The 23,712-nt window shown below is 72.1% G+C and carries 24 protein-coding genes; 16 read left to right on the forward strand and 8 right to left on the reverse strand.

The annotated features are described in order from the left end of the window. Positions 1-19: 19 nt before the first annotated feature. The 3 genes from MUN74_RS09070 to MUN74_RS09080 all read right to left on the reverse strand — a co-directional run bounded on the left by MUN74_RS09070 (position 20) and on the right by MUN74_RS09080 (position 3,419). The gene (locus tag MUN74_RS09070; RefSeq protein WP_244856148.1) at positions 20-2,782 is read right to left on the reverse strand and encodes a helix-turn-helix transcriptional regulator; all 2,763 of its coding nucleotides are present in this window, start codon (positions 2,780-2,782) and stop codon (positions 20-22) included. A 77-nt stretch (positions 2,783-2,859) separates the two neighbouring features. Continuing rightward, complete coding sequence (locus MUN74_RS09075; RefSeq protein WP_244856149.1) at positions 2,860-3,129, reverse strand: hypothetical protein; 270 nt, start codon at positions 3,127-3,129, stop codon at positions 2,860-2,862. Between the two features lie 5 nt (positions 3,130-3,134). Continuing rightward, on the reverse strand, positions 3,135-3,419 hold the full coding sequence (locus tag MUN74_RS09080) for a DUF4242 domain-containing protein (RefSeq protein ID WP_244856150.1): 285 nt from the start codon (positions 3,417-3,419) through the stop codon (positions 3,135-3,137). A gap of 415 nt (positions 3,420-3,834) precedes the next feature. Between MUN74_RS09080 and MUN74_RS09085 the strand changes: the two genes are divergently transcribed. Then, positions 3,835-5,403 (forward strand): Re/Si-specific NAD(P)(+) transhydrogenase subunit alpha, encoded by a 1,569-nt coding sequence (locus tag MUN74_RS09085; protein ID WP_244856151.1) that lies wholly within the window; start codon positions 3,835-3,837, stop codon positions 5,401-5,403. Between the two features lie 67 nt (positions 5,404-5,470). Continuing rightward, entirely contained in the window at positions 5,471-6,814 is a 1,344-nt protein-coding gene (pntB, locus tag MUN74_RS09090) for a Re/Si-specific NAD(P)(+) transhydrogenase subunit beta (protein WP_244856405.1), read from the forward strand. 64 nt (positions 6,815-6,878) lie between these two features. On the opposite strand, the gene MUN74_RS09095 is transcribed toward pntB, so the two are convergent. Beyond that, positions 6,879-7,358, reverse strand: coding sequence for a P-loop nucleotide/nucleoside kinase family protein (locus tag MUN74_RS09095; RefSeq protein ID WP_244856152.1), 480 nt, complete (start codon positions 7,356-7,358; stop codon positions 6,879-6,881). Positions 7,359-7,465: 107 nt separating this feature from the next. Here MUN74_RS09095 and MUN74_RS09100 point away from each other — a divergent pair, with 107 nt between their 5' ends. Continuing rightward, positions 7,466-8,059: a hypothetical protein gene (locus MUN74_RS09100; RefSeq protein ID WP_244856153.1), complete on the forward strand. Its 594-nt coding sequence runs from the start codon at positions 7,466-7,468 to the stop codon at positions 8,057-8,059. Beyond that, entirely contained in the window at positions 8,056-8,343 is a 288-nt protein-coding gene (locus MUN74_RS09105; RefSeq protein ID WP_244856154.1) for a hypothetical protein, read from the forward strand. Before MUN74_RS09100 ends, MUN74_RS09105 begins: the two co-directional genes overlap by 4 nt. 127 nt (positions 8,344-8,470) lie before the next feature. Here the strand turns inward: MUN74_RS09105 and purB are convergent, their stop codons facing one another. After that, positions 8,471-9,853, reverse strand: coding sequence for an adenylosuccinate lyase (gene purB, locus MUN74_RS09110; RefSeq protein WP_244856155.1), 1,383 nt, complete (start codon positions 9,851-9,853; stop codon positions 8,471-8,473). Then, positions 9,850-10,374 carry a low molecular weight protein-tyrosine-phosphatase gene (locus tag MUN74_RS09115; protein WP_244856406.1) on the reverse strand — a complete coding sequence of 175 codons (525 nt, stop codon included), beginning with the start codon at positions 10,372-10,374 and terminating at the stop codon, positions 9,850-9,852. Before MUN74_RS09115 ends, purB begins: the two co-directional genes overlap by 4 nt. A gap of 51 nt (positions 10,375-10,425) precedes the next feature. On the opposite strand from MUN74_RS09115, the gene MUN74_RS09120 reads away from it, so the two are divergent. The 3 genes from MUN74_RS09120 (at position 10,426) to MUN74_RS09130 (ending at position 13,440) form a co-directional block, all read left to right on the forward strand. After that, positions 10,426-11,445, forward strand: coding sequence for an aminoglycoside phosphotransferase family protein (locus MUN74_RS09120; RefSeq protein WP_244856156.1), 1,020 nt, complete (start codon positions 10,426-10,428; stop codon positions 11,443-11,445). Positions 11,446-11,551: 106 nt separating this feature from the next. Further along, entirely contained in the window at positions 11,552-11,962 is a 411-nt protein-coding gene (locus MUN74_RS09125; RefSeq protein WP_244856157.1) for a hypothetical protein, read from the forward strand. Further along, the gene (locus MUN74_RS09130) at positions 11,959-13,440 is read left to right on the forward strand and encodes a hypothetical protein (protein WP_244856158.1); all 1,482 of its coding nucleotides are present in this window, start codon (positions 11,959-11,961) and stop codon (positions 13,438-13,440) included. Before MUN74_RS09125 ends, MUN74_RS09130 begins: the two co-directional genes overlap by 4 nt. A gap of 15 nt (positions 13,441-13,455) precedes the next feature. On the opposite strand, the gene MUN74_RS09135 is transcribed toward MUN74_RS09130, so the two are convergent. Next, complete coding sequence (locus MUN74_RS09135) at positions 13,456-13,839, reverse strand: phage holin family protein (RefSeq protein ID WP_244856159.1); 384 nt, start codon at positions 13,837-13,839, stop codon at positions 13,456-13,458. Positions 13,840-13,925: 86 nt separating this feature from the next. Between MUN74_RS09135 and MUN74_RS09140 the strand changes: the two genes are divergently transcribed. From MUN74_RS09140 to MUN74_RS09155, 4 genes are all read left to right on the forward strand, one after another. Continuing rightward, on the forward strand, positions 13,926-15,068 hold the full coding sequence (locus MUN74_RS09140) for a histidinol-phosphate transaminase (protein ID WP_244856160.1): 1,143 nt from the start codon (positions 13,926-13,928) through the stop codon (positions 15,066-15,068). 16 nt (positions 15,069-15,084) lie between these two features. Next, positions 15,085-16,218: a thiamine pyrophosphate-dependent dehydrogenase E1 component subunit alpha gene (locus MUN74_RS09145; protein WP_244856161.1), complete on the forward strand. Its 1,134-nt coding sequence runs from the start codon at positions 15,085-15,087 to the stop codon at positions 16,216-16,218. A gap of 131 nt (positions 16,219-16,349) precedes the next feature. Next, positions 16,350-17,315 carry an alpha-ketoacid dehydrogenase subunit beta gene (locus MUN74_RS09150; RefSeq protein ID WP_244856407.1) on the forward strand — a complete coding sequence of 322 codons (966 nt, stop codon included), beginning with the start codon at positions 16,350-16,352 and terminating at the stop codon, positions 17,313-17,315. A 52-nt stretch (positions 17,316-17,367) separates the two neighbouring features. Further along, positions 17,368-18,798, forward strand: coding sequence for a dihydrolipoamide acetyltransferase family protein (locus MUN74_RS09155; RefSeq protein WP_244856162.1), 1,431 nt, complete (start codon positions 17,368-17,370; stop codon positions 18,796-18,798). Between the two features lie 5 nt (positions 18,799-18,803). Here MUN74_RS09155 and MUN74_RS09160 read toward each other — a convergent pair whose 3' ends face one another. After that, positions 18,804-19,292 (reverse strand): GNAT family N-acetyltransferase, encoded by a 489-nt coding sequence (locus tag MUN74_RS09160; RefSeq protein ID WP_244856163.1) that lies wholly within the window; start codon positions 19,290-19,292, stop codon positions 18,804-18,806. A gap of 164 nt (positions 19,293-19,456) precedes the next feature. Here MUN74_RS09160 and MUN74_RS09165 point away from each other — a divergent pair, with 164 nt between their 5' ends. Genes MUN74_RS09165 through MUN74_RS09185 form a run of 5 tightly spaced genes read left to right on the forward strand, consistent with a single transcriptional unit; the run spans position 19,457 to position 23,563 of the window. Next, positions 19,457-20,533 (forward strand): metal ABC transporter substrate-binding protein, encoded by a 1,077-nt coding sequence (locus tag MUN74_RS09165; protein ID WP_244856164.1) that lies wholly within the window; start codon positions 19,457-19,459, stop codon positions 20,531-20,533. A gap of 4 nt (positions 20,534-20,537) precedes the next feature. Next, the gene (locus MUN74_RS09170) at positions 20,538-21,329 is read left to right on the forward strand and encodes a metal ABC transporter ATP-binding protein (protein ID WP_244856165.1); all 792 of its coding nucleotides are present in this window, start codon (positions 20,538-20,540) and stop codon (positions 21,327-21,329) included. A 40-nt stretch (positions 21,330-21,369) separates the two neighbouring features. Further along, positions 21,370-22,317, forward strand: coding sequence for a metal ABC transporter permease (locus MUN74_RS09175; protein WP_244856166.1), 948 nt, complete (start codon positions 21,370-21,372; stop codon positions 22,315-22,317). Next, positions 22,317-23,159 (forward strand): metal ABC transporter permease, encoded by an 843-nt coding sequence (locus tag MUN74_RS09180; protein WP_244856167.1) that lies wholly within the window; start codon positions 22,317-22,319, stop codon positions 23,157-23,159. Before MUN74_RS09175 ends, MUN74_RS09180 begins: the two co-directional genes overlap by 1 nt. Then, the gene (locus tag MUN74_RS09185; protein ID WP_244856168.1) at positions 23,156-23,563 is read left to right on the forward strand and encodes a Fur family transcriptional regulator; all 408 of its coding nucleotides are present in this window, start codon (positions 23,156-23,158) and stop codon (positions 23,561-23,563) included. Before MUN74_RS09180 ends, MUN74_RS09185 begins: the two co-directional genes overlap by 4 nt. Positions 23,564-23,712: the final 149 nt, after the last annotated feature.

The following is a 23,712-nucleotide window of genomic DNA, read 5'->3' on the forward strand; positions in this document are numbered from 1 at the left end:
ATGATCGGACGAGCCGGCGTCAGTCGATGCCGAACTCGGCGGCGCGACGCCCGATCTCGCGCCGGTTCGACAGCCCGAGCTTCGCGAGGATCGCCGAGACGTGGTGGTCGGCCGTCTTCGGCGAGATGTAGAGGGTCGTCGCGAGCTCGGCGTTCGTGAGCCCCTTCGCGACGAGACGGGCGACGTCGAGCTGCCGGTTCGTGAGCCCCGACGGGTTCGACCGCGTGCTGGCTCGCCGCTGCGCGGGCACTCCCTCGACGCCGCGATCGGCGAGCAGGAGGCGTGCGCGGGCTGCCGAGGCATCCAGTCCCATCTCCTCGAGGCGCACGAGCGCCGCGATCGCCGCGTCGGGGTCATCGCCGTGCAGGTGCGAGAGGGATGCCTCGAAGGGCGAGCCGAGCGCCAGCCAGGCCTGCGCGGCCGCGTCGTGCCGTCGCGCGAGTTCGAGTCGGTGCGGCTCGGCGATGCGCGGGAAGACGGCCGCGTCGACCGGTCGGCCGGTCCGAGCGAGCCAGACCGCGAGTTCGCCGATCGCCCATTCCATGCCGGGCAGCGCCGCCGCGTCGTCGAGCCGCGCCGCCGACTCGGCGAGCCGCTCGTCGTCGACGTCGCTCATCCAGGTGCGTTCGGCGATCGCCGCGAGCGTGCCGAGGATCATGAGCGACTCCCCCAGCTCGAGCGCGAGCGCCCATGCCGCATCGAGATGCTCGCCGACCGTCGCGTCGTCGCCGCCCGTGCGCAGTGCGACGAGGGCGAGCACGAGGTTCGGCCACACTGAGGCGAGCGGTGCGCTGCCGGCATCGAGGATGGTCGCGGCATCCTCGGCCGACGCCGCCCAGTGGCCGCGCAGCAGGTGCAGGCGGGCCCGCATGCCCGTCTGCCACTGGTAGCAGATCGGGATGTCGCGCTCGATCGTGAGCGGGATCGACCGCGCCAGCACGTCCTCGGCCTCGCGGAAGCGGCGGTGTTCGATGTCGATCGCGGCGAGGTTCGAGAACGCCGTCGTGCCCACCTCGTCGAGCGACCGGTCGAGCGCCTGCGCGGCGCGCAGAAGCAGCCGCGGTCGACCCGAGGGTTCACCTTCGACGAGGTCTGCGGCGGCCTCGGTGATCGCGAAGCGGATCGCTGCCGGGTCGCCGTCGGGGCCGTCCTGGCTGCCGCCGGGTCCGCGTGCACCGTCGCGGGCCGCGTGGTCATGGGGCGTGTGGTCGTGAGGCGTGTCGTCGCGAACGTCGCCCTCGTGCGCCGCTTCGAGCAGGATCGCCCGGGCGGCGACCAGGTCGTGCCGCCGGTACGCGAGGTACGCGAGCGTCGCCCGCGCCGAGGATCCGTTCGCCGCGCCGTCGGCTTCGGCGACGGCGAGCTCGGCGTGGTGCTCGGCCGCCCGTCTCCGGGCCGAGTAGTACTCGACGACGGCGCGACGGTCGTGGGCAGCCGCGGCGCCGTCGCGGTCGCCGAGCCGCTCGCGCAGCCGCAGCGCCTCGTCGATCGAGTCGATCGACTCTGGCAGGCGCGACACCATGTACTGCTCGGTGCTCAGCAGCTCGAGCATCTCGGCGCGCCGGCGCAGCCCGTCGAGGTCGCGGTCGTCGCGCGGGTCGCGCGCACCGCCGGTCGACGAGCGCGTCGCCTCCCGACCCGCATCGCCGACGTGGGCCAGCGCGAGCTCGAGGAACGCGACGGCCTCGGTGTGCGAGCCGGTGCGGGTCGCGACGTCGGCGGCGAGGGCGGCGTATCGCCGGGTGCGTTCGTCGTCGCCCGCGGCCTCGGCGTGGTGGGTGAGCACGGCGTAGTCGGTCGAATCGAGCGACTCGAGCGCGTCGAGCAGCCGCCGGTGCAGCAGGCTCCCGCCGCCGGGACCGACCGAGTCGAGCACCGCACGCCGGGCGAGCTCGTGCCGGAAGGCGATGCCGCGTCGGGCGCGCACGATGAGGCCCGTCGCCTCGAGCCGCCGCAGTCGGGGCAGGTCGATGCCGAGCACCGGCAGCAGCCGGTCGTCGAGCGCGTCGGGGGCGGTCGCGATGAGCTGCAGCGTCTCGAGGTCGGGGTCGTCGAGGCCCGACGCGCTCGCGAGCACCGCATCGCGGATCGTCGACGGCAGTCGCTGGTCGGGATGCCGCGCGATCTCGCCGACGTAGAACGGATTGCCGCCCGTGACCGCGTGGGCGACGCCGGGGTCGACGTCGGTGCCGTCGAGCACGGCGGCGACCGCGGCGACCGACAGCGGCTGCAGTGCGATCGACGAGGCCGTGTCGAGCCGGGCGATGTCGCCGAGCAGCGGCTGCAGCGGATGCCCGACGCCGACGACCGTGTCGCGGAAGCTGATGACGAGCAGCACCGGCAGCGCGTCGATGCGTCGCACGAGGTATCGCAGCATCTCGACCGACGCGGCGTCGATCCACTGCGCGTCCTCGATGACGAGCACGGTCGGACGGGCGGCGACCGCCGCGACGAAACCGGCTTCGCCGGTGATGGGGGATGCCTCGGGCTCGCGACGCGCGACGACCCCGGCCTCGGCGCCTGCGTGCCGGCCGTCGAGCTCGCCGAGCGCATCGCCGATCGGACCGAGCGGCCGTGGCGTGGCGAGCGGATCGCAGAGGCCGCGGAGCAGCCGGGGCCGCCGGGCGGCATCGGTGCCGGCCGGCCCGGTCGCGGCGCGGATGAGCGTGGTCTTGCCGGCGCCGGCGTCGCCGGTCACCGTCACGACCCGGCCGGCCTCGTCGAGGCGGCCCATCTCGTGGCGGAGCATCGCGAGCTCGGGCTCGCGCTCGAACAGCCCCATGACAGCAGCGTACGTGTCATGGGGCTGTTGCGGGCGGGCGGATTCGGGCATGCGGCCGGCCGTCGACGGCGCGGGTCTCAGAGGATCCGGGCCGCGGCAGCCCCGCCCTGCGACTGCGCTCGCAGCTCGGCCGCGATGCGGCGGTTCTCGAGGTCGAGCGCGACCGACTCGTGCGTGAGCGAGACACCGCCGTGCCGCGCGGGCTTTCGGCGGCGCCGGGCGAACGTCCCGACCGCGGTGGCCGCCGCGGCGAGGCGGGCGAGCAGCCGGCCCACGAGGGCGTCGACATGCTCAGCCCCGGCCGCGCTGCTGGCGAACACCGAGGTGGGTGCGGTTGCGGCATCCATGACCGTCACCCCACCATCTCGGCCGCCGTGTGCGGCCCGAACTCGGCGACCACCTCGGCGACCAGGTTCGCGGGGAAACCGCCGCGCCGTGCGTGCTCGCGCACCGTCTCGGCGTCGTCGGTGCGGTGGATGCAGTACAGCTTGTCGCCGGCGACGTAGGTCGTGACCCACTCGTACTCGACGCCGAGCGAGGCGACGGCCGCGTTCGACACCGTCGAGATCTCCTTGAGTTCCGCGTGGCTGAGCAGCGACGCACCGGGGACCTCACGTTCGATGATGAATGTCTTCATGATTCCGTTCCTTCGTGTGCGCCCGGCGGGTGCCGGACGACTCAATGGTCGGTTCGGGCGTGGCGCAGGGGCATCGGGAGAACCTCCCCATGTTCCGCACGGCACCCCTGAAGTTCCGCCGGGCGAAAGATCTGCAGATCCTTCGATCCGGATCGGGTGAAAACTCTTCGTCCATGCCGGTTCTCGTGTCTACGCTGAGGTCGAGTCCCCGCTTCGTCGGGCAAGGAATCCTTGGTGCTTCCGTATCGCGGAACGTAACTTTCGCATTAAGGAAGTCTGGTGCCCTACAGTGGGTGCTCGGCATGCAGCACCGTCGCCGCAGCGGGTTCCACCCGTCCCGCGTCCGACGGTGATGCGCGCTGAGACGGTCGCATCCGGCGGCCGTCTCGACGAGGAAGACGAGAAGGAGCACCGCATGACGCGCATCGGGGTCGTCACCGAACAACCGCCCGAGACCCGCGTCGCCGCCACGCCGGCGACCGTGAAGCAGTTGATCTCGCTCGGCTACGAGGTGGTCGTCGAGGCCGGCGCCGGCGCCGCCTCCGCGTTCCCCGACGAGGCCTACATCGGCGCCGGCGCACGCATCGCCGACGCCGCCGAGGCGCTCGCGAGCGGCGTCGTGCTCAAGGTCAACGCCCCGACCGACGCCGAGGTCGCCGCGATGCAGCCCGGCACGACGGTCGTCGGCCTCCTCGCACCCGCGTTCAAGCCCGAGCTCCTCGAGGCCCTGGCGAGCCGGGGCGTCACCGCACTCGCGATGGACGCCGTGCCGCGCATCTCGCGCGCCCAGTCGATGGACGTGCTGAGCTCGATGGCGAACATCGCCGGGTACCGCGCCGTCGTCGAGGCGGCGCACGAGTTCGGACGCTTCTTCACGGGCCAGGTCACCGCGGCGGGCAAGGTGCCACCGGCGAAGGTCCTCGTCGCGGGGGCCGGCGTCGCCGGTCTCGCGGCGATCGGCGCGGCATCCAGCCTCGGCGCCATCGTGCGCGCGACCGACCCGCGGCCCGAGGTCGCCGACCAGGTGAAGTCGATCGGCGGCGAGTACCTCAAGGTCGAGGTCGCGGTCGAGCAGTCGACCGACGGCTACGCCAAGGCGACGAGCGAGGCGTACGACCGCCGGGCGGCGGAGATCTACTCCGAGCAGGCCGCCGACGTCGACATCATCATCACGACCGCGCTCATTCCGGGCCGCGCCGCGCCGCGGCTCATCACCGCGGCCGACGTCGCGAGCATGAAGTCGGGCAGCGTCATCGTCGACATGGCCGCCGGCATGGGCGGCAACGTCGAGGGCTCGGTCGCGGGCGAGCGCATCGTCACGCCGAACGGCGTCGTCATCCTCGGCTACACCGACCTCGCGTCGCGCCTGCCCACGCAGGCGTCGCAGCTCTACGGCACCAACGTCGTCAACCTGCTGAAGCTCATCACCCCCGGCAAGGACGGCGAGCCCGCCCTCGACTTCGACGACATCGTGCAGCGCTCGGTGACCGTCGCGAAGGACGGGGCCGTCACCTGGCCGCCGCCGCCCGTGCAGGTGAGTGCGGCCCCGGCCGTGGCATCCCCGAAGCCGGATGCCGCAGCCGAAGCCGCCGCGGCATCCAAGCAGAAGCGACCCATGTCGGCGGCCAAGAAGGCCGGGCTCATCGCGATCGGCATCGCGGCGCTGTTCCTCGTGAACGCGATCGCGCCCGCTCCCCTGCCGCAGCACTTCACCGTGCTCGTGCTCGCGGTCGTCATCGGGTTCTACGTCATCGGCAAGGTGGCGCACGCGCTGCACACGCCGCTCATGAGCGTGACGAACGCGATCTCGGGCATCATCGTCGTCGGCGCGATGGTGCAGATCACGAGCGACCAGCTCGTCGTGCAGATCCTCGCGGGCGTCGCCGTGCTGCTCGCGAGCATCAACATCTTCGGCGGTTTCGCCGTGACCCGACGCATGCTCGCGATGTTCGCCGCGGGCAAGAGTGGAGCCGACCGTGCCTGAGACCTCCCTGCTCACCCCGGCGTCGATCGCCGGAGCCGCCTACATCGTCGCGGCGCTGCTGTTCATCATGAGCCTCGCGGGGCTCAGCAAGCACGAGACCTCACGAGCCGGTGTCGGCTACGGCATCGCCGGCATGGCGATCGCGCTCGTCGCGACCGTGTGGGTCACGTTCGCCGGCGCCTGGGGCACGCCGGCCGTCACGACCGGGCTCATCCTGCTCGTCGTCGCGGTCATCGTGGGAGCTGCGATCGGCCTCTGGCGGGCGCGCGTCGTCGCGATGACCGGCATGCCCGAGCTCATCGCCCTGCTGCACAGCTTCGTCGGCCTCGCCGCCGTGCTCGTCGGCTGGAACGGCGCGCTCGACGAGACCGGCATGTCGGGAGCGCTGCTCGACATCCACCATGCCGAGGTGTTCATCGGCGTCTTCATCGGCGCCGTGACGTTCACGGGTTCGATCGTGGCGTTCCTCAAGCTGTCGGCGCGCATGAAGTCGGCGCCGCTCATGCTGCCCGGCAAGAACGCGCTCAACCTCGGCGCGCTCGTCGCGTTCGTCGTGCTCACCGTCTGGTACGTCATCACCCCCGAGCTGTGGCTGCTCGTCGTCGTGACGCTGCTCGCGCTCGCGCTCGGCTGGCATCTCGTCGCCTCGATCGGCGGCGGCGACATGCCGGTCGTCATCTCGATGCTGAACAGCTACTCGGGCTGGGCGGCCGCGGCCGCGGGCTTCCTGCTCAACAACGACCTGCTCATCGTCACCGGTGCGCTCGTCGGCTCGTCGGGTGCCTACCTCTCGTACATCATGTGCAAGGCGATGAACCGCTCGTTCATCTCGGTCATCGCGGGCGGCTTCGGCATCGCCGCACCGTCGTCGAGTGGCGAGGTCGAGGGCGAGACCCGCGAGGTCGACGCCGAGGCGGTCGCCGCGCTGCTGAGCGACGCGCAGACCGTGATCATCACCCCCGGCTACGGCATGGCCGTCGCGCAGGCGCAGTACCCCGTCGCCGAGCTCACGAGCCGGCTGCGCGAGCGCGGCGTGGAGGTGCGCTTCGGCATCCACCCCGTCGCCGGCCGCCTGCCGGGGCACATGAACGTGCTGCTCGCCGAGGCGAAGGTGCCGTACGACATCGTGGAGGAGATGGACGAGATCAACGACGACATCCAGGCGACCGACGTCGTGCTCGTCATCGGCGCCAACGACACGGTCAACCCGGCGGCCGCGGAGGACCCGGGCAGCCCCATCGCGGGCATGCCGGTGCTGCGGGTCTGGGAGGCGAAGAACGTCGTCGTCTTCAAGCGGTCGATGTCTGCCGGCTACGCCGGGGTCGCCAACCCGCTGTTCTACCGGGACAACGCGCAGATGCTCTTCGGCGACGCGAAGCAGCGGGTCGAGGACATCCTGCGGGCGCTGTAGCCGAAGAAGCTCGGATGCCTCGTGCCGCACGTCGGCACGAGGCATCCGTCGTCTCAGGCCGGGTTCACCGCCGGTCGTCGTCGGGGCTGACGACCGTGAGCGGTCCCTCATCGGCGGTCGGCGGCTCGAAAGCGTCGAAATACGCGCCTGCCAGCGCCTCGTCGAGCGGGAAATCGTCGGCGTGCTCTGCGCCGCGCGCCAGCACGCGGCGCACGACGACGTCGCGAGGCGTCGCCACGTACACGGTCTCCGGCTCGATTCCCTCGCTTCGCACGAGCGCCCGGTACCGATCGCGGTCCTGACGCGACCAGAACGAGAAGTCGAGCACGACGTCACGCCCCTGCTCGATCGCGCGCCGAAGCCGGGACTGCAGTTCGGTCTCGATCTCGGCGTGCACGTCGGGCGCGAGCGGCATGCTGCGGATGCCCCGTCGCCATGCCTCGACGTCGAACGAGAGTCGGACCATGCCTTCGGCCTCGAACCGCCGGGCGATCGTGGACTTGCCGGAGCCCGCCGGGCCGCACATGAAGAGGACCCGGCCCATGCGGCAAGCCTATTGCGGCGGCCGGGTTCGCGATCGCCCCGGGCACGCGCTCAGCCGCGCCCACGTAGGATGGATCGGTACTCCCCTCCGATGTGAAAGAGGTCGCCGTGGCCACCGCCCGCGATGCAGCCCCGGAGCGCCCCCACTACTGGGTCGTCCCGGTCGTGCGCGGACTTCTCGCGATCGTCCCCGCCGCCGCCATCACCTTCTCGCAGAACCACTCGGCCGGCTTCGGCCTCATCGTGTTCGGCGCCTGGGCGGTCGTCTCCGGCCTCGTGGTCGGGGCGCTCAGCCTGCGCCTGCTCGACGGCCGCGGCATCCGCTCGCTCTTCGCGATCATCGCGGTCGTCACCGTCGTCGCCGGCCTGCTCGCGCTCACCGTGCCGGGCGGCCTGCCCTTCCTGCTGTATCTCGTGAGCGTCTGGGCGGCCGTGACCGGCTTCGTCGAGCTCTACGCCGGCCTCCGCACGCGCGGTCGCTCGCCGGTCGCGCGCGACTGGATCGCCGTCGGCGCGTTCACCGCCCTGCTCGCGCTCGTGTTCCTGCTCCTCCCGCCCGACGCCGTCACCGCGGTCGGCCTGCTCGGCGGCTACCTCGTGATCGTCGGGGTCTTCCTCGTGATCGGCGGCCTCTCGTTGAAGTGGGCCGCGAACCAGACCGCCGACGGCGCGCCCGCGGCAGGAACGGAGCAGCAGTCGTGAGCCAGCCCTCGGGAGAGTTCAAGCCGAGCCGCAGCGACCGACTGCGCCCCGCCGAGTACGTCGGCGGCGCCGCGATCGCCGCGATCTTCGTGGGTGTCATCGCGCTCGTCGTGACCCGGGAGTGGATGATCGCCCTCGTCGGTGCCGGCGGTGCGTTCATCGTCGTGCTCATGGTGCTCGCCCTGCTGCAGATGGCGGTGAAGCCGGATGCCGCGGAGCAGGCCGAGCTCGGCGACGGCGACGCCCCGGCCGGAGACGAGCCGAAGGGGCCGTCCGCGCACTAGCCGTCCGCGAGCGTCGTCAGCGGTGCGGCACGCTCCACTCCATCCGCTGCGCCACTTCGCCTCCGTCCGCACCACGTCGAGTGGCGCAGGGCACGAGGAAGTGGCGCAGCGGGTGAGTCTGTGGGTGCTAGGCCAGCCGGTCGACGAGTTCGTCGGCGATGCCGACGTACGTCGCGGGCGTCAGCGCGAGCAGGCGCTGCTTGGCCTCGTCGCCGATCTCGAGCCCGTCGACGAACGCGGCGAGGTCGGCCGCACCGACCCGCTTGCCGCGGGTGAGCTCTTTGAGCAGGGCGTACGGGTCGCTGATCGTCGAACGCCCGGCGACGACCTCGGCGCGGATGACCGTCTGGATGGCCTCGCCGAGCACCTCCCAGTTGCCGTCGAGGTCGGCGAGCAGCAGCTCGCGGTCGAGGTCGATCTCGCCGAGGCCGCGCTGGATGTTGTCGAGCGCGAGCATCGAGTGCCCGAAGCCCACGCCGATGTTGCGCTGCGCCGACGAGTCGGTGAGGTCGCGCTGCAGGCGCGAGGTCACGAGCGTCGCGGCGAGCGAGTCGAGCACGGCCGAGCTGAGCTCGAGGTTCGCCTCGGCGTTCTCGAAGCGGATCGGGTTGACCTTGTGCGGCATCGTCGACGACCCGGTCGCACCCGCGGCCGGGATCTGGCGGAAGTAGCCGAGCGAGATGTAGGTCCAGATGTCGGTCGCGAGGTTGTGCAGCACGCGGTTCGCGTGGCTCACGCGGGCGTACAGCTCGGCCTGCCAGTCGTGCGACTCGATCTGGGTCGTGAGCGGGTTCCAGCTGAGGCCGAGCGACTCGACGAACTCCTGCGAGACCGTCGGCCACGCGACCTCGGGTGCGGCGACGAGGTGCGCGGAGAACGTGCCGGTCGCGCCCGAGAACTTGCCGAGGTACTCGGTCGCCTCGACCTGCGCGGCGATGCGCGAGAGGCGGTGCACGAACACCGCGAGCTCCTTGCCCATGGTCGAGGGGGTCGCGGGCTGGCCGTGCGTGCGGCTCAGCATCGAGGCATCCCGGTGCTCGATCGCGAGCGCGCGGAGGGTCTCGATGACCGCGCGGTACTTCGGCAGCCAGACCTGCTGCACGGCGTCGCGGACGGTGATCGCGTACGAGAGGTTGTTGATGTCCTCCGACGTGCACGCGAAGTGGGTGAGCTCGGCGATCGCGTCGAGGCCGAGGTCGCTGAGCCGGCGGCGCACGTAGTACTCGACGGCCTTGACGTCGTGGCGGGTCGTCGCCTCGAGCGCGGCGAGCTCGTCGATGTCGGGCTGGCCGAAGTCGGCGACGACCTGGCGCAGCGCGGCCTTCTGGTGGTCGCTCAGCGGCGACGAGCCGAAGAATCCGCGGTCGGTCTGGGCGATGAGCCACTCGACCTCGACGTGCACGCGGGCACGGTTCAGGCCCGCCTCCGACAGGTGCTCGCCGAGTTCGCCGACCGCCGAGCGGTAGCGTCCGTCGAGGGGGCTGAGCGGCTGGGGAGGCAGCGAAGTCATCGGTTTCCTTGTCTGAGAGCCGGCGCGAGTTGCCGGAAGAGCGCCGTGGTCGACCGTTCAATCATCTCAAGGACCCGATCGAACATCGCATCGTCGGAGTAATACGGGTCGGGGACGTCCTGCTGGTCGGCCGACGACGGACCGAACTCGAGCAGCAGCCGCACCTTGTGCTCCTCGACGGGGCCGGCCGCCCAGTTGCGCAGGATGCGCGCCTGGCCGCGGTCGAACGCGACGACGAGATCGAGCTTCGGGAAGTCTCCGGCGTCGAACTGCCGCGCCCGATGGTGGGTGCCGTCGTACCCGGCCCGCGCGAGCGCGTCGATCGTGCGCTGGTCGGCGGGCTCACCGACGTGCCAGTCGCCGGTCGCGGCCGATTCGATCGCGATCTGCGAGGCGAGTCCGGCGCGTTCGGCTTGCGCGCGCAGCACCACCTCGGCCATCGGCGAGCGGCAGATGTTGCCGGTGCACACGAAGGACACCCGGAAGGGCTGCGCGGCCTCCCCCGCGGGCTCCGCGCTCATGGGTTCCATTGTGGAGGAGAATGCCCCTTTCAGGAATGGGTGGAGAAGAACATGGCGGATGCTCCGGCGCCCGACTTCGACGTCGACGAGACGCTCGCGGCGCGGCTCGTCGAGCGCCAGCATCCCGACCTCGCCGGCCCGCTCGAGCTCGTGGCGAACGGGTGGGACAACGCGATCTTCCGACTCGGCGACGACCTCGCGGTGCGGTTGCCGCGGCGGGCCGTCGCGGTGCCGCTCGTCGTGCACGAACAGCGCTGGCTGCCAGGGCTCGCCGCGCGGCTCCCGGTTGCGGTGCCCGCTCCGGTACGGGCGGGGCGCCCGGCGCCCGAGCTCGGCTACGACGCGCCGTGGAGCATCGTGCCGTGGTTCGCGGGTGCCGTGGCCGCGGGGATCGCGCCGGGCGAGCGCACGGGCCTCGCACCGGCGCTCGCGGCGTTCGTCGACGCGCTGGCGGTGCCCGCGCCGGCCGGCGCCCCGCGCAACCCGTACCGCGGGGTGCCGCTCGCCGACCGCGACGAAGTGGTGCGGGCGCGGCTCGACCGGCTCGCGTCGCGCGACGCCGGGCTCGGTGGGCTCGGCGGGCTCGGCCTCGACGTGGCCGCGCTGCGCGAGATCTGGCGCGACGCGCTCGACACGCCCGAGTGGGCCGGCCCGCCGCTCTGGGTGCACGGCGACCTGCACGGGGGCAACCTCGTGGTCGAGGCGGCCGGGCCGAGTGGTGCTGCGGATGCCGCGAACGTCCGTCTCCGCGCGGTGATCGACTTCGGCGACCTCACCGCCGGCGACCCCGCCACCGATCTCGCGACGGCCTGGCTGACGTTCGACGCCGTCGGTCGATCGGCGTTCCGCCGCGAGGTCGAGCGCCGTCGGAGCGTCGACGAGGCGACCTGGCGACGCGCCCGGGCGTGGGCGCTCGTGTGGGGCGGTGCGGTCGTCGACGAGCTCGGGACGGGTGGCGGCGGTGCCGCTCGCGATGGCGCCGACGATGGCGCAGACCGCGACGACGGCGATGCTGCCGGCCCGATCGCGCGGCTGGGCCGGTTCGCGCTCGAGCAGGTGCTCGCCGGCTGAGTCCGCGGCGGCCGACTCGTCCTCCACAGCCGGTGTTCTCTGCCGACCGTGCACGCATCGGCGGACCCGCCGCCCACGCCGGCGGCGCGGCGGCAGGCTGGCCGACATGGATGCTTCGGACCAACGACTGATCGCGGCGCTCACGGGCGGCGCGACCACCCGCGACGAGCTCGATCGGGCTGTGGCGCTGCGCGGGCGGTTCGCGCCGCTGCGCACCGCGATCGGGCACGCGGCGGCGATGCTGCCGCCCGACGGCGGCTCGTGGCGCTCGCAGGCGGCCGACCGTTACGCGGCACGCGTGCACGCGCTCCGGGCCGAGGTGCTGGCGACGATCGGCCGCCTCGACGACGCTGCGGCCGAGCTCGACGAGTGCATCCGGCGGTTGGGCGACCTCATCGCCGAGTTCGAGGCGGAGGAGCGCGCCGCGCTCGCCGCGGCCGAGGCGGCTCGCGTCGCCGACCATGCCGAACAGGGGCGCATGCTGCGCGTCGCCGACGAGCAGCGGCATGCAGCATGAGCGAGACGATCACGATCTCGGGCGGCGGGTCGACCGCCGTCGCGACCGATGAGCTCTTCGCCGACGCCGCGCGTCTCGGCGCCGCTGCCGCCGCGCTCGATGCGGCGTCGAACGAGACGGCCGCGCTCGCCGCGGAGCTCGACGCGCTCGGCGTCGATCGCGGCTCGTTCTGGTCGGCGCCGCGCCCGGCCTCCGCGACGAGACTGGTCGGGCACGCGCTCGCCGGGTGCCGCTCCGAGGGCGACGAACTGCGCGGTGCCCTCGTCGCGAGCGCGGAGCGGTACGGCCTCGCGGAGCAGTTCGTCGAGGGAGCGTGGCGCATCGGCGGCGGACTCGTCGGGTTCGCGCTCGGGCGGCTCGTCTTCTCGCCGGCCGGCGTCGTGCTCGCGACGGGTGCAGCGCTCGCCGCAGGCGCGAACGCAGCGGCTGATCACGTGTTCGGCACGACACCGTTGAACGAGTGGCTCTCGGCGAATCGCGGCCTGCTGTCCGATCCGATCTTCGTCCGCGCCGTACGGGCCGCCGTCGACTCGGTCGACGAGCTCGCCCTCGGGGCCCTGCCCGTGCCCGGCGGCGGCGTCCTCGCGGCGGCCGTCGGCCCCCGTATCGGCGCGCCCGAGAGTGCCTCGCTGCTGCTGGCACTCGCCGCCCTGCTGCGTTCGCCGGCGCTCGTCGACGGCCCCGTCAGAGTGCATCGCGCCGAGCGCGCCGATCGGGCGGGCGACGGTCGGGCACCGAGCGGTCACCCCGCCGAGGGTCCCGAACGCACCGTGCGCGCACCGGCCGGCTTCGGCGACCTCGCTGCGCGCGTTCCCGGGGGCGACGGACCGCAGATCCGCATCGAACGCTACGGCGAACCCGGCGACCCGCGTTGGGTCGTCTACGTCAGCGGCACGGTCGATCTCGCGGTCGTCGCCGGCGAGCAGCCGTTCGACATGGTGAACAACATCCACGGCATCGCCGACGACTCGCCGATCGACGCATTGCGACGGGCGGGCGCGGCATCCGGTGCGGGCGAGCGTGCGGTACGCGAGGCGATGGCCGCCGCGGGGGTCGCACCGGGCGACCCCGTGCTGGTGGCGGGGCACTCGGGCGGCGGCATCATCGGGGCGAAGCTCGCGGCCGACCCCGACCTCGGCGCGATCGGGGCCCTCGACCTCGGCGGCCCCAACGACTCGGCTCCCACGCGTCCCGGCGTGCCCAACATCGTCGTCGCACACACCGAAGACCTCGTGCCCGCGCTCGGCGGGACGGGGCACGACTCCCCCGACCGCACCATCGTCTCCCGCGACGCGCTCGAGCCGGGTCGGTCGTACGACGACGAGACGCTCCCGGCGCACGCGCTCGAGCGCTACCAGCAGACGGCGGCGCTCATGGACGAGTCCGACGACGCGCGCCTCGCCGAGTTCCGCGAGCTGCTCGCGTTCACGGGCGGCGGCGAGGGCGCGGTGAGCGAGTGGATCGCGCGGCGCGAATGACGCGAGCGGGCGTGATCAGTCGCGGGACGGGCGCACGACGAGCCCGATGAGCCAGCTGATGAGGCCGAGCACGAGCGCCCCGAGCACGCCCCACCAGAAGCTGTCGACCACGAGCCCGAAGCCCATGAGGTCGCTGATCCAGTCGACGATGAGCAGCAGCAGGCCGTTCACGATGAACGAGATGAGCCCGAGCGTGATCACGTAGATCGGGAAGGCGACGACCCGGATGAAGGTGCCCACGATCGCGTTGACGAGCCCGAAGATGAGGGCGACGAGCAGGTAGGTGAGCACGGTGGCGAGCTCGGTGTCGTCGTACGGCACCACGTTCACGCCCGAGACGATGAGCGTCGTCAGCCACAGCGCGAGGGCGATGACGATGACCTTGACGAGGAAGCGCATGCCTCCACTCTGTCAGACCCCGCGCGGCCGGCGAAGGGCTTGATCGGGCGAGGAGGCGAGACGGGCGAAGCGGTACGGTGGAACGCGTGACCGCACCGGAGCTTTCGCGCGCAGGGGTTCGCCTGCGCCCCGAGATCGCAGCCCTCCCCCCGTACCGCCAGGGCCGTCCGGCCCCGGCCGACGGCTTCAAGCTGTCGAGCAACGAGAACCCCTTCGATCCCCTGCCGTCGGTCGCGCAGGCGATCGCCGCGACCGGTGCGACGGTCAACCGATACCCCGATGCCACGGCGCTTGCCCTTCGTGAACGACTCGGCGAGCGATTCGGGGTGACCCCCGACGAGGTGCTCGTCGGCGCCGGATCGGTGGCCCTCCTCGCCGCCTTCATCCAGGCCGCCGCGGCGCCGGGCGACGAGGTCGTCTACTCGTGGCGGTCGTTCGAGGCGTACCCGGGCCTCGTCACGGTGTCGGGTGCGACGAGCGTGCCCGTGCCCAACCGCCCCGACCACGGCCACGACCTCGACGCGATGGCCGCCGCGATCAACGACCGCACCCGGGTCGCGATCGTCTGCTCCCCGAACAACCCGACGGGCGTCGTCGTCACGGCCGACGAGTTCGAGGCGTTCATGGCCAAGGTGCCCGCCGACCTGCTCGTGCTGCTCGACGAGGCGTACATCGAGTTCGTCGACCGCGGGGGCGACGCCGACGAGGCATCCGCATCGGTCGGTGAGGCCGTCGACGGGCGCACCCTGCTCGGCCGGTACCCGAACCTCGTCATCCTGCGCACGTTCTCGAAGGCCTACGGCCTGGCCGGTCTCCGCGTCGGATACGCGGTCGGCCCCACGCCGATCCTCGACGCGGCCCGCGCGACCGTGATCCCCCTGAGCGTGACCGCCGCCTCGTCGGCCGCGGCGATCGCGTCGCTCGAACCCGAGGCCGAGGCCGAACTGCTCGCCCGCGTCGGCGTGATCGCCGCGCGCCGCGACGGCGTTCGCGCCGCGCTCATCGCGCAGGGCTGGCCGATCCCGCAGGCGCAGGGCAACTTCGTGTGGCTGCCGACCGGCGACGCGACGACCGAGGTCGCCGAGCGCCTGTTCGACGCCGGGCTCGTGACCCGCGCGTTCGTCGGCGACGGCATCCGGGTCTCGATCGGCGAGGAGGAGTCTGTCGAAACCCTCCTCACGATTCTCAGCGAGCTTGTACCGACGTCACAAGAAGGGCACCGCGCCTAACGGGTACCGTGGAACGGTGGCAGCCCGCGAGAGAGATTTCACCGCGCCGACGGTCCAGCTCCTAACCCCCGAGGGCCGGTTGCAGCCGACCCCCGAGGCCGAGCCGTACCTGCCGCTCGTCGAGGCGCTCGACGACGCGACCCTGCAGCGGTTCTACCGCGACATGGCGGTCTCGCGCCGCCTCGACCTCACGGGCGCGAACCTGCAGCGGCAGGGCCAGCTCGCCCTGTGGGTGCCGAGCCACGGGCAGGAGGCCGCACAGGTCGGGTCGGCTCACGCCGCCCGCCCGCAGGACCACCTCTTCCCCTCGTACCGCGAGCACATCGTCGGCATGATCCGCGGGCTCGACCCCGTCGGCATCCTCGCGCTCCTGCGCGGCGTCACCCAGGGCGGCTGGAACCCCGAGGAGAGCGGCAACTTCCACCTCTACACGCTCGTGCTCGCCTCGCAGACGCTGCACGCGACGGGCTATGCGATGGGCCTGCAGTTCGACGGGGCGACCGCCACGGGCGACCCCGAGAGCGACGCGGCCGTGCTCGTCTACTACGGCGACGGCTCGACCTCGCAGGGCGACGCGAGCGAGGCGCTCGTCTTCGCCGCGAGCTACCAGACGCCCCAGGTCTTCTTCGTGCAGAACAACCAGTGGGCGATCTCGGTGCCCGTCGCCCGGCAGTCGCGCACTCCCCTGTCGCTGCGCGGCGCCGGGTTCGGCATGCCGAGCGTGCGCATCGACGGCAACGACGTGCTCGTGAGCTACGCGGTCACCCGCCAGTCGCTCGAAGAGGCACGCGCCGGTGAGGGCCCGAGCTTCATCGAGGCGCTCACGTACCGCATGGGCGCGCACACCACCGCCGACGACCCGACGAAGTACCGCACCGACGACGAGGTGGCGTACTGGGCCGAGCGCGACCCGATCATCCGCTACCGCACCTGGCTCGAGAGCCGGGGCGCCTCGGCCGCGTTCTTCGACGAGGTCGAGCAGGAGGCCGCCGACCTCTCGGCCGATGTGCGACGCCGCACGCTCGAGCTCGAGGCGCCGACGCGTGAGACGATCTTCGCCCACGTCTACAGCGAGCCGCACCCGCTCATGACCGAGCAGCTCGCGTGGCTCGACGCGTTCGAGACCTCGTTCGAAGGAGGCGAGGCGTGACCGGCATCGACGCCCGCCGACAGGCCCAGGAATCGGAGGTTCGCGTGAGCGAGACGACGGCTGCGGCATCCGACTCGGATGCCTCGACCGAGGCGGCAGCGCCCGCCGACGCCGTCCGCGGCGTGCACACCATGTCGATGGCGAAGGCGATCAACGCCGGTCTCGCCGACGCGCTGCGCGCGGACGAGAAGGTGCTGCTCATGGGCGAGGACATCGGCCCGCTCGGCGGCGTGTTCCGCGTCACCGAGGGGCTCTCGGCCGAGTTCGGCGACAAGCGCGTGGTCGACACCCCGCTCGCCGAGTCGGGCATCGTCGGCACCGCGATCGGCCTCGCGATGCGCGGCTACCGGCCCGTCTGCGAGATCCAGTTCGACGGCTTCATCTTCCCCGCGTTCGACCAGATCACGACGCAGCTGGCGCGCCAGACGCTGCGGCACGAGGGCCGGGTCTCGATGCCGATCGTCATCCGCGTGCCCTACGGCGGCCACATCGGCTCGATCGAGCACCACCAGGAGAGCCCCGAGGCGTACTTCGCGCACACGCCCGGTCTGCGCGTCGTGAGCCCGTCGAGCCCGCACGACGCCTACTGGATGATCCGCGAGTCGATCGAGTCGCGCGACCCCGTGCTGTTCCTCGAGCCGAAGAGCCGCTACTGGCCGAAGGGCCCCGTCGACCTCGACCACTCGGGCCTGCCGCTGCACGCGAGCCGCGTCGTGCGCCAGGGCACCGACGTCACGGTCGTCGGTCACGGCGCGATGGTCTCGACCCTCCTGCAGGCGGCCGATATCGCCGCCGAGGAGGGCACGAGCCTCGAGGTCGTCGACCTGCGCTCGCTCTCCCCCATCGACTACGGGCCCCTGCTCGACTCCGTGCACCGCACGGGCCGGCTCGTCGTCGCCCAGGAGGCGTACGGCAACGTGTCGGTCGGCTCCGAGGTCGCGGCGACCGTCGCCGAGCGGGCGTTCTACTCGCTCGAGGCGCCCGTGCTGCGGGTCTCGGGCTTCGACACGCCGTTCCCGCCCGCCGCGCTCGAGACCGAGTACCTCCCGAGCCCCGACCGGGTGCTCGAAGCCGTGGATCGCGCCCTGGCGTACTGACCCGCGGAACGTATGACGACACCGGCATGACTCGACTGCGAGGGTAAGACAGATGAGCGAGATCCGATTCCCCCTTCCCGACGTCGGCGAGGGCCTCACCGAGGCCGAGATCGTGCAGTGGCGCGTCGCGCCCGGCGACCGCATCTCGCTCGACCAGGTGTTCGTCGAGATCGAGACGGCCAAGTCGCTCGTCGAACTGCCGAGCGCGTTCGAGGGCGTCGTCTCCGAACTCCTCGTCGAGGAGGGCGCGACCGTCGACGTCGGCACCCCCATCCTCGTGATCAACACGGATGCCGCGGGCCAGGCGCCCGCCGCTGCGCCCGAGGCGGGCGCGACCGGCGTCGCGGACACCGCTCCCGCTGCCGCACCGGCCGCCCCGCCAGCCGCGTCCCCCGCCGAGGAGGGCGGCGGAGCCGTGCTCGTCGGCCACGGGTCGTCGGGTCCGACCGCGACGCGCCGCCGTCGGCATCCTGCCCCTGGCGGTGCGCACGAGAAGCTCGCCGCTCCCGTGCCGACTCCCCCGGCGCCCGCCCCCGCTGTCGCGGCACCCGCCACGTCGGCGGCTGCAGCGGCGCCCGCCGCAGCATCTGCCGCGCGGGTCGAGGCGCGGCCCGAGCCGCATGTGCCCGTGATCGCGAAGCCGCCGATCCGCAAGCTCGCGAAGGACCTCGGCGTCGACCTCTCGCGGGTCGCGCCGACCGGGCCGATCGGCGACATCACGCGTGACGACGTCATTCGCGAGGCGAGCCAGGCGAGTGTCTTCCGCAACATCCAGACGCCCGAGGCGCCGTCCGACCGCGAGACCCGCATCCCCGTGAAGGGCGTGCGCAAGGCGATCGCGAACGCGATGGTGCAGAGCGCCTACTCGGCCCCGCATGTGTCGGTCTTCGTCGACGTCGACGCCACCCGCACCATGGAGTACCTCAAGCGCCTCAAGGCCTCCCCCGACTATGCGGGCATCAAGATCTCGCCCCTGCTGATCATGGCAAAGGCGATGCTCTGGGCCGTGCGCCGCAACCCGACCGTCAACGCGCAGTGGACCGACGACGAGATCATCGTCAAGCACTACGTGAACCTCGGCATCGCCGCCGCGACGCCGCGCGGGCTCATCGTGCCGAACGTCAAGAACGCGCAGGACATGTCGATGGTCGAGCTCGCGACCGCGCTCGAGCAGCTGACGCTGACCGCCCGCGAGGGCAAGACGCAGCCGGCCGAGATGCAGGGCGGCACGATCACGATCACGAACATCGGCGTGTTCGGCATGGACACCGGCACCCCGATCCTGAACCCGGGCGAGGTCGGCATCGTGGCGCTCGGCACGATCAAGCAGAAGCCGTGGGTCGTCGACGGCGAGGTGCGCCCGCGCTTCGTGACGACGATCGGCGGGTCGTTCGACCACCGGGTCGTCGACGGTGATGTGGTGTCGCGGTTCGTCGCCGACGTCGCCTCGATCATCGAGGAGCCGGCGCTCCTGCTCGAGTAGGGCCGCTACAGGCGGAGCTGGTAGGTGATCTCGTCGGCCTCGCGCCCGGCTTCGGCGAAGCCGACGCGCTCGAGGGTACGACGGGCGGGCAGGTTCGAGATCTCGGCGCCTGCACGCAGGACTCGGGCCCCGACCGACCGCGCGAGCTCGACGGCGGCCTCGACGGTCTGCTGCGCGAGGCCCTGGCCGCGGACCGCCGGCACGAGGCCGAATACGAAGTCGATGGCGCCGTCGGCGTCGGGCGGGCCGAACAGGTTCACTCCCCCGATCGCCGGGCCGTCTTCGCCGCGATGCACGAGGTAGGGGCCGAACGGCGCGGGGTCGCCGTTCTCGCGGGCCGCGCGCACGTAGTCGGCGAGCAGTTCGGGCTCGTCGGTGAAGGCGTACCCGCCCTCCCACCCGTCGTGCGGGTCGACGGTGCCGGCGAGCACGCGCTCTGCGTCGGCGACGGTGAACGGAAGCAGGGTGAGCGGGGGCGTCGTCGTCGGGTGCACGTACTTCACTCTCCCATGAGCCGCCGACAGACGCCACGGATTGTCCACAAGTGACGATGCCGCATCGTCGAACGCGGGTCGCGCGACATCGGCCCGTGCAGCCGGGGCCGGGCCAGCCGCTCGTGGTTTTGACAATCATTATCAATAACGCGTAGGGTCGGACCATGAGCCCACTCCCCCGACCCCGCCGATCGTCAGCCGCTGCCGCCGTCATGGTGGCCGCCACCGGGGCGCTCGTGCTCGCCGGTTGCGCCGGCCCCGGGGCATCCGGTTCGAGTGCCGACGAGCCGCAGATCGTCGCGACCACGACCCAGGTTGGCGACTTCACGCGCGAGCTCGTGGGCGACGAGGTGGCCGTGACCCAGTTGCTCTCCCCCGGGCAGAGTGCGCACGGATTCGATCCCTCGGCGGCGCAGCTGCTCGCCCTCAGCGATGCCGACGCGCTCGTCGTCAACGGCGCGGGTCTCGAGAGCTGGCTCGACGATGCGATCGCAGCCTCGGGGTTCGACGGCGTGCTCGTCGACGCGAGCACCGGCATCGAGCTGTTCGGCACCGACGACCACGATCACGGCGACCACGCCGACGAGGCGGAGGACTCGGGCGACGGCCACGAGCACGAGCACGAGGGCGAGTCCGAGGCTGCCCACGACGACCACGCCCACGGTGAGGGCAATCCCCACATCTGGACCGATCCCGAGCTGGCCGAGCACATGGTGGAGAACATCGCGCACGGGCTGGCCGAGGTGCCGGGTGTCGACACCGCCGCGGTCGAGGCGAACGAGACCGCGTACCTCGAACAGCTCCACGCGCTCGACGACTGGATCGGCGAGAACGTCGACCGCGTGCCGGTCGCCGATCGGCTGCTCGTGACGAACCACGACGCGTTCACCTACTTCGTCGACGCGTACGACATCACCTTCGTCGGCAGCATCATCCCGAGCTTCGACGACAATGCCGAGCCGAGCGCGGCCGAGATCGACGAACTCGTCGCGAAGATCAGGGACACGGGCGTGCAGGCGGTGTTCTCCGAGGCGTCGATCTCGCCGAAGGCGGCGGAGACGATCGGCGCCGAGTCCGGTGCGAAGGTCTACTCCGGGCCCGACGCGCTCTACGGCGACTCGCTGGGCGCCGTCGGCACCGACGGCGAGACGTACGTGGGCAGCCAGGTGCACAACGCCCGGCTGATCCTGGAGTCGTGGGGCGTCGAGCCTTCCCCGCTCCCCGCCGTACTGGCAGGATGACCGCATGGCGGGCATGACCGACTCCTCCGTGCTGCGGCTCACCGGCGCCGCGTTCACGTATCCCGGCGGTGCGGGCATCACCGGACTCGACGTCGAGATCGGGCGCGGAGAGGCGCTCGCGCTCATCGGGCCGAACGGTGCGGGCAAGTCGACGCTGCTCAAGGGCATCCTCGGACTGGTACCGCGCACCGCGGGCACCCTCGAGCTCGGCGGTGTCGAGGCGCCCGAGCGGCCTTCGCATTCCCGAAACGGCATAGTCGCGTTCCTGCCGCAGTCGGCCGACCTCGACGCGGACTTCCCGATCAACGTCGAGCAGGTCGTCATGCAGGGCAGGTACCGCGGGCTGGGGCTCTTCCGTTGGCCCGGCCGCGCAGACCGGGCGGCCGTCGCGCACGCGCTCGAGCGGGTCGGCCTCGAGTCGCTCGCGAAACGCCCCTTCGGCGAGCTCTCCGGCGGACAGCGGCAGCGCGGACTGCTGGCCCGCGCGCTCGCCTCCGAACCGGCGCTGCTGCTGCTCGACGAGCCGTTCAACGGACTCGACCAGGTGAATCGCGACGCGCTCGTCGACACGCTCAGGCAGCTCAAGGCCGACGGCGTCGCCGTGCTCGTGTCGACCCACGATCTCGAGCTCGCACGCCTTGTCTGCGACACCGTGCTGTTCGTCAACGGCACGCAGCTCGCGCACGGCCCCGTCGACGAGGTGCTCACGCTCGGCAACGTGCAGGAGTGCTTCGAGGGCGTGGAGGTCGAGATCGACGAGCACACGCTCGTCGTCCCCGGCCACGAGGGGCATTGATGCCCAGAGTGGAATACAAGGCGCGGGGGAGGGGCCGGCGGTGACCGCGGTCGACGCGCTGTTCTCGGCGTTCACGATCCCGTTCATGGCCCGAGCGCTCGCGGTCATGCTCGTGCTCGCGGTCGTGGCCGGTGTCGTGGGGGTGCTCGTCAACCTGCGCGGCCTCGAGTTCATCAGCGACGGGCTGACCCACGCGGTGTTCCCGGGCCTCGCGATCGGACTCGCGATCGGCGGCACGAGCGGACTCGTCCCCGGAGCGGCGATCGCCGCGCTCGCGGGTGCGGCCGCCCTCACCTGGCTGGACCGGGCCGGCATCACGTCCGATGCCGCGATCGCGATCGTGCTCACCGCCGCGTTCAGCATCGGCGTGATCGTCGTCTCGAAGAGCGACGACTACGCGGGCGAGCTCGAGGCGCTGCTGTTCGGCCGGGTGCTCACGATCCCGCCCGATCAGGTGCTGCCGCTCGTCGCCGTGAGCCTCGTCGCACTCGTCGCGGTCGGGCTCACGCTCAAGCAACAGCTGTTCCGGGCGTTCGACGCCCGTGGCAGCCGCGCCGCGGGCGACTCGGCGCTCGTGCTCGACCTCGTGCTCAACGCGTCGATCGCGCTCGTCGTCGTGGCAGCCGCGAGCACGGTCGGCACGCTGCTCGTGCTCGCGCTGCTGATCGTGCCCGGCGCGGTCGCGCGCCTCGTGACGAGGCGGCTGTGGTGGCTGTTCCCCGTAGCGGCGGGCTTCGCGGCGGTCGCCGCGTGGCTCGGGCTCGCGACCGGTTTCGCCATCTCGGTCGGGGCCGGCGTCGACGTGCCGGCCGGATCCACGGTCGTCGGCGTCTTCGTCGTCGGGTACGCGATCGTGCTCGGGGCGTTCGGTCTGGGGCAGTGGGCGCGTGGACGTGGGGTTCGCCGGGGGAGGGGTCTCGATACGCGTCCTCCTTCGTCGGGCGCTCCTCGACCACCGGTACCGACGCTGTCGGGGGAGGGGCGCTGATGGGCTACTTCGAACGCGCGCTCCTCGCGGCCATCGTGATCGGCGTCGGCGCCGGGTTCGTCGGCGCGCTCGTCGTGCTGCGCAAGCGCACCTTCTTCGCCCAGGCCCTCACGCATGGGACGTACCCGGGTGCCGTCGCGGCGGCAGCGCTCGGCGTGAGCGTGCCGGCCGGTGCCGCCGTCGCGTCGGTCGTGCTCGTCGTCGTCATGGCGGGCATCGCGCGCGTGCGACGTCAGGGCGCCCAGGTCGCCGCGGGCATCGTGCTCACGGGCGGCTTCGCCGCCGGGGCACTGCTCCAGTCGCTCATCCCGGGGCTGCCGGTGCGCGCGGAGAGCCTGCTCGTCGGCTCGATCCTCACGGTGAGCGACGCTGATATTCTGCTGGCGGCATGCGTCGCGCTCGTCGCGATCGCCGTCGTCGCCCTGATCGGCAAGGAGATCGCCCTCTCGACCTTCGACCCGGCCGGTTTCCGTGCGATGGGGTACCGCGAATGGCCGATCGAACTCGTCGTGCTGGCGCTCACCGCCGCGTCGGTCGTGAGCTCGTTGCCGGCGGTCGGAGCGATCCTCGCGATCGCCCTCATCGCCGCACCCGCTGCGGCGGCGAAGCTCATGGTGACGACCTTCCGCGGCGTGCTGTTCGCGGCCCCGGTCATCGGCGCGGCGTCGGGCGTCATCGGCGTGCTCGCGTCGCGGGTGTTCGCGATCGCGGCGGGGCCGGCGATCGCGCTCGCGGCGACCGCGTTCTTCCTGCTCGCACTGGGGATCTCCAAGCTGCGCGCGCTACCGTTGAGACGGGCCGACATCCCCGTCGAGACCGCGGAGGGCGCACGGATCGCATGATGAAACGCAACACCTGGCAGCGCGAGGCCGTGCGAGAGGCGCTCGACACGACCGAGGGCTTCATCAGCGCACAGGCACTGCACTCGGCGCTGCACGCGAGCGGTTCGCCGATCGGGCTGGCGACCGTCTACCGCGCCCTCGGCGACCTGGCCTCGAGCGGCGAGGCCGATTCGCTGCAGTCGCCCGAGGGCGAGGCACTCTACCGGGCCTGCTCGACGACCGGGCACCACCATCACCTGATCTGCCGCAACTGCGGACTCACGGTCGAGATCGAGGCCACCGAGGTCGAGGCCTGGGCCAAGGGCGTCGCCGCCGAGCACGGATTCACCCAGGCGGCGCACGTCGTCGACGTGTTCGGTCTCTGCGCGAACTGCACCGCGCTCGCGGCCGCGGACGACGACTGACCTCGAAGAGTACCTGATCAGGGTCATAAACCCAGCGCGAGTTTGGGTTCCTCCCCGAACCTCGTTACGGTGGATGACGGTCCTGCAAGACCGATCCGCCCAGTCCGCGCTCCGTCATTCCCCGATGGGAATGCTCGGAGCGTATGGTT

This window comes from Agromyces sp. H17E-10 (genome assembly GCF_022919715.1).
In the GTDB taxonomy this organism is placed as follows: Bacteria; Actinomycetota; Actinomycetes; order Actinomycetales; family Microbacteriaceae; genus Agromyces.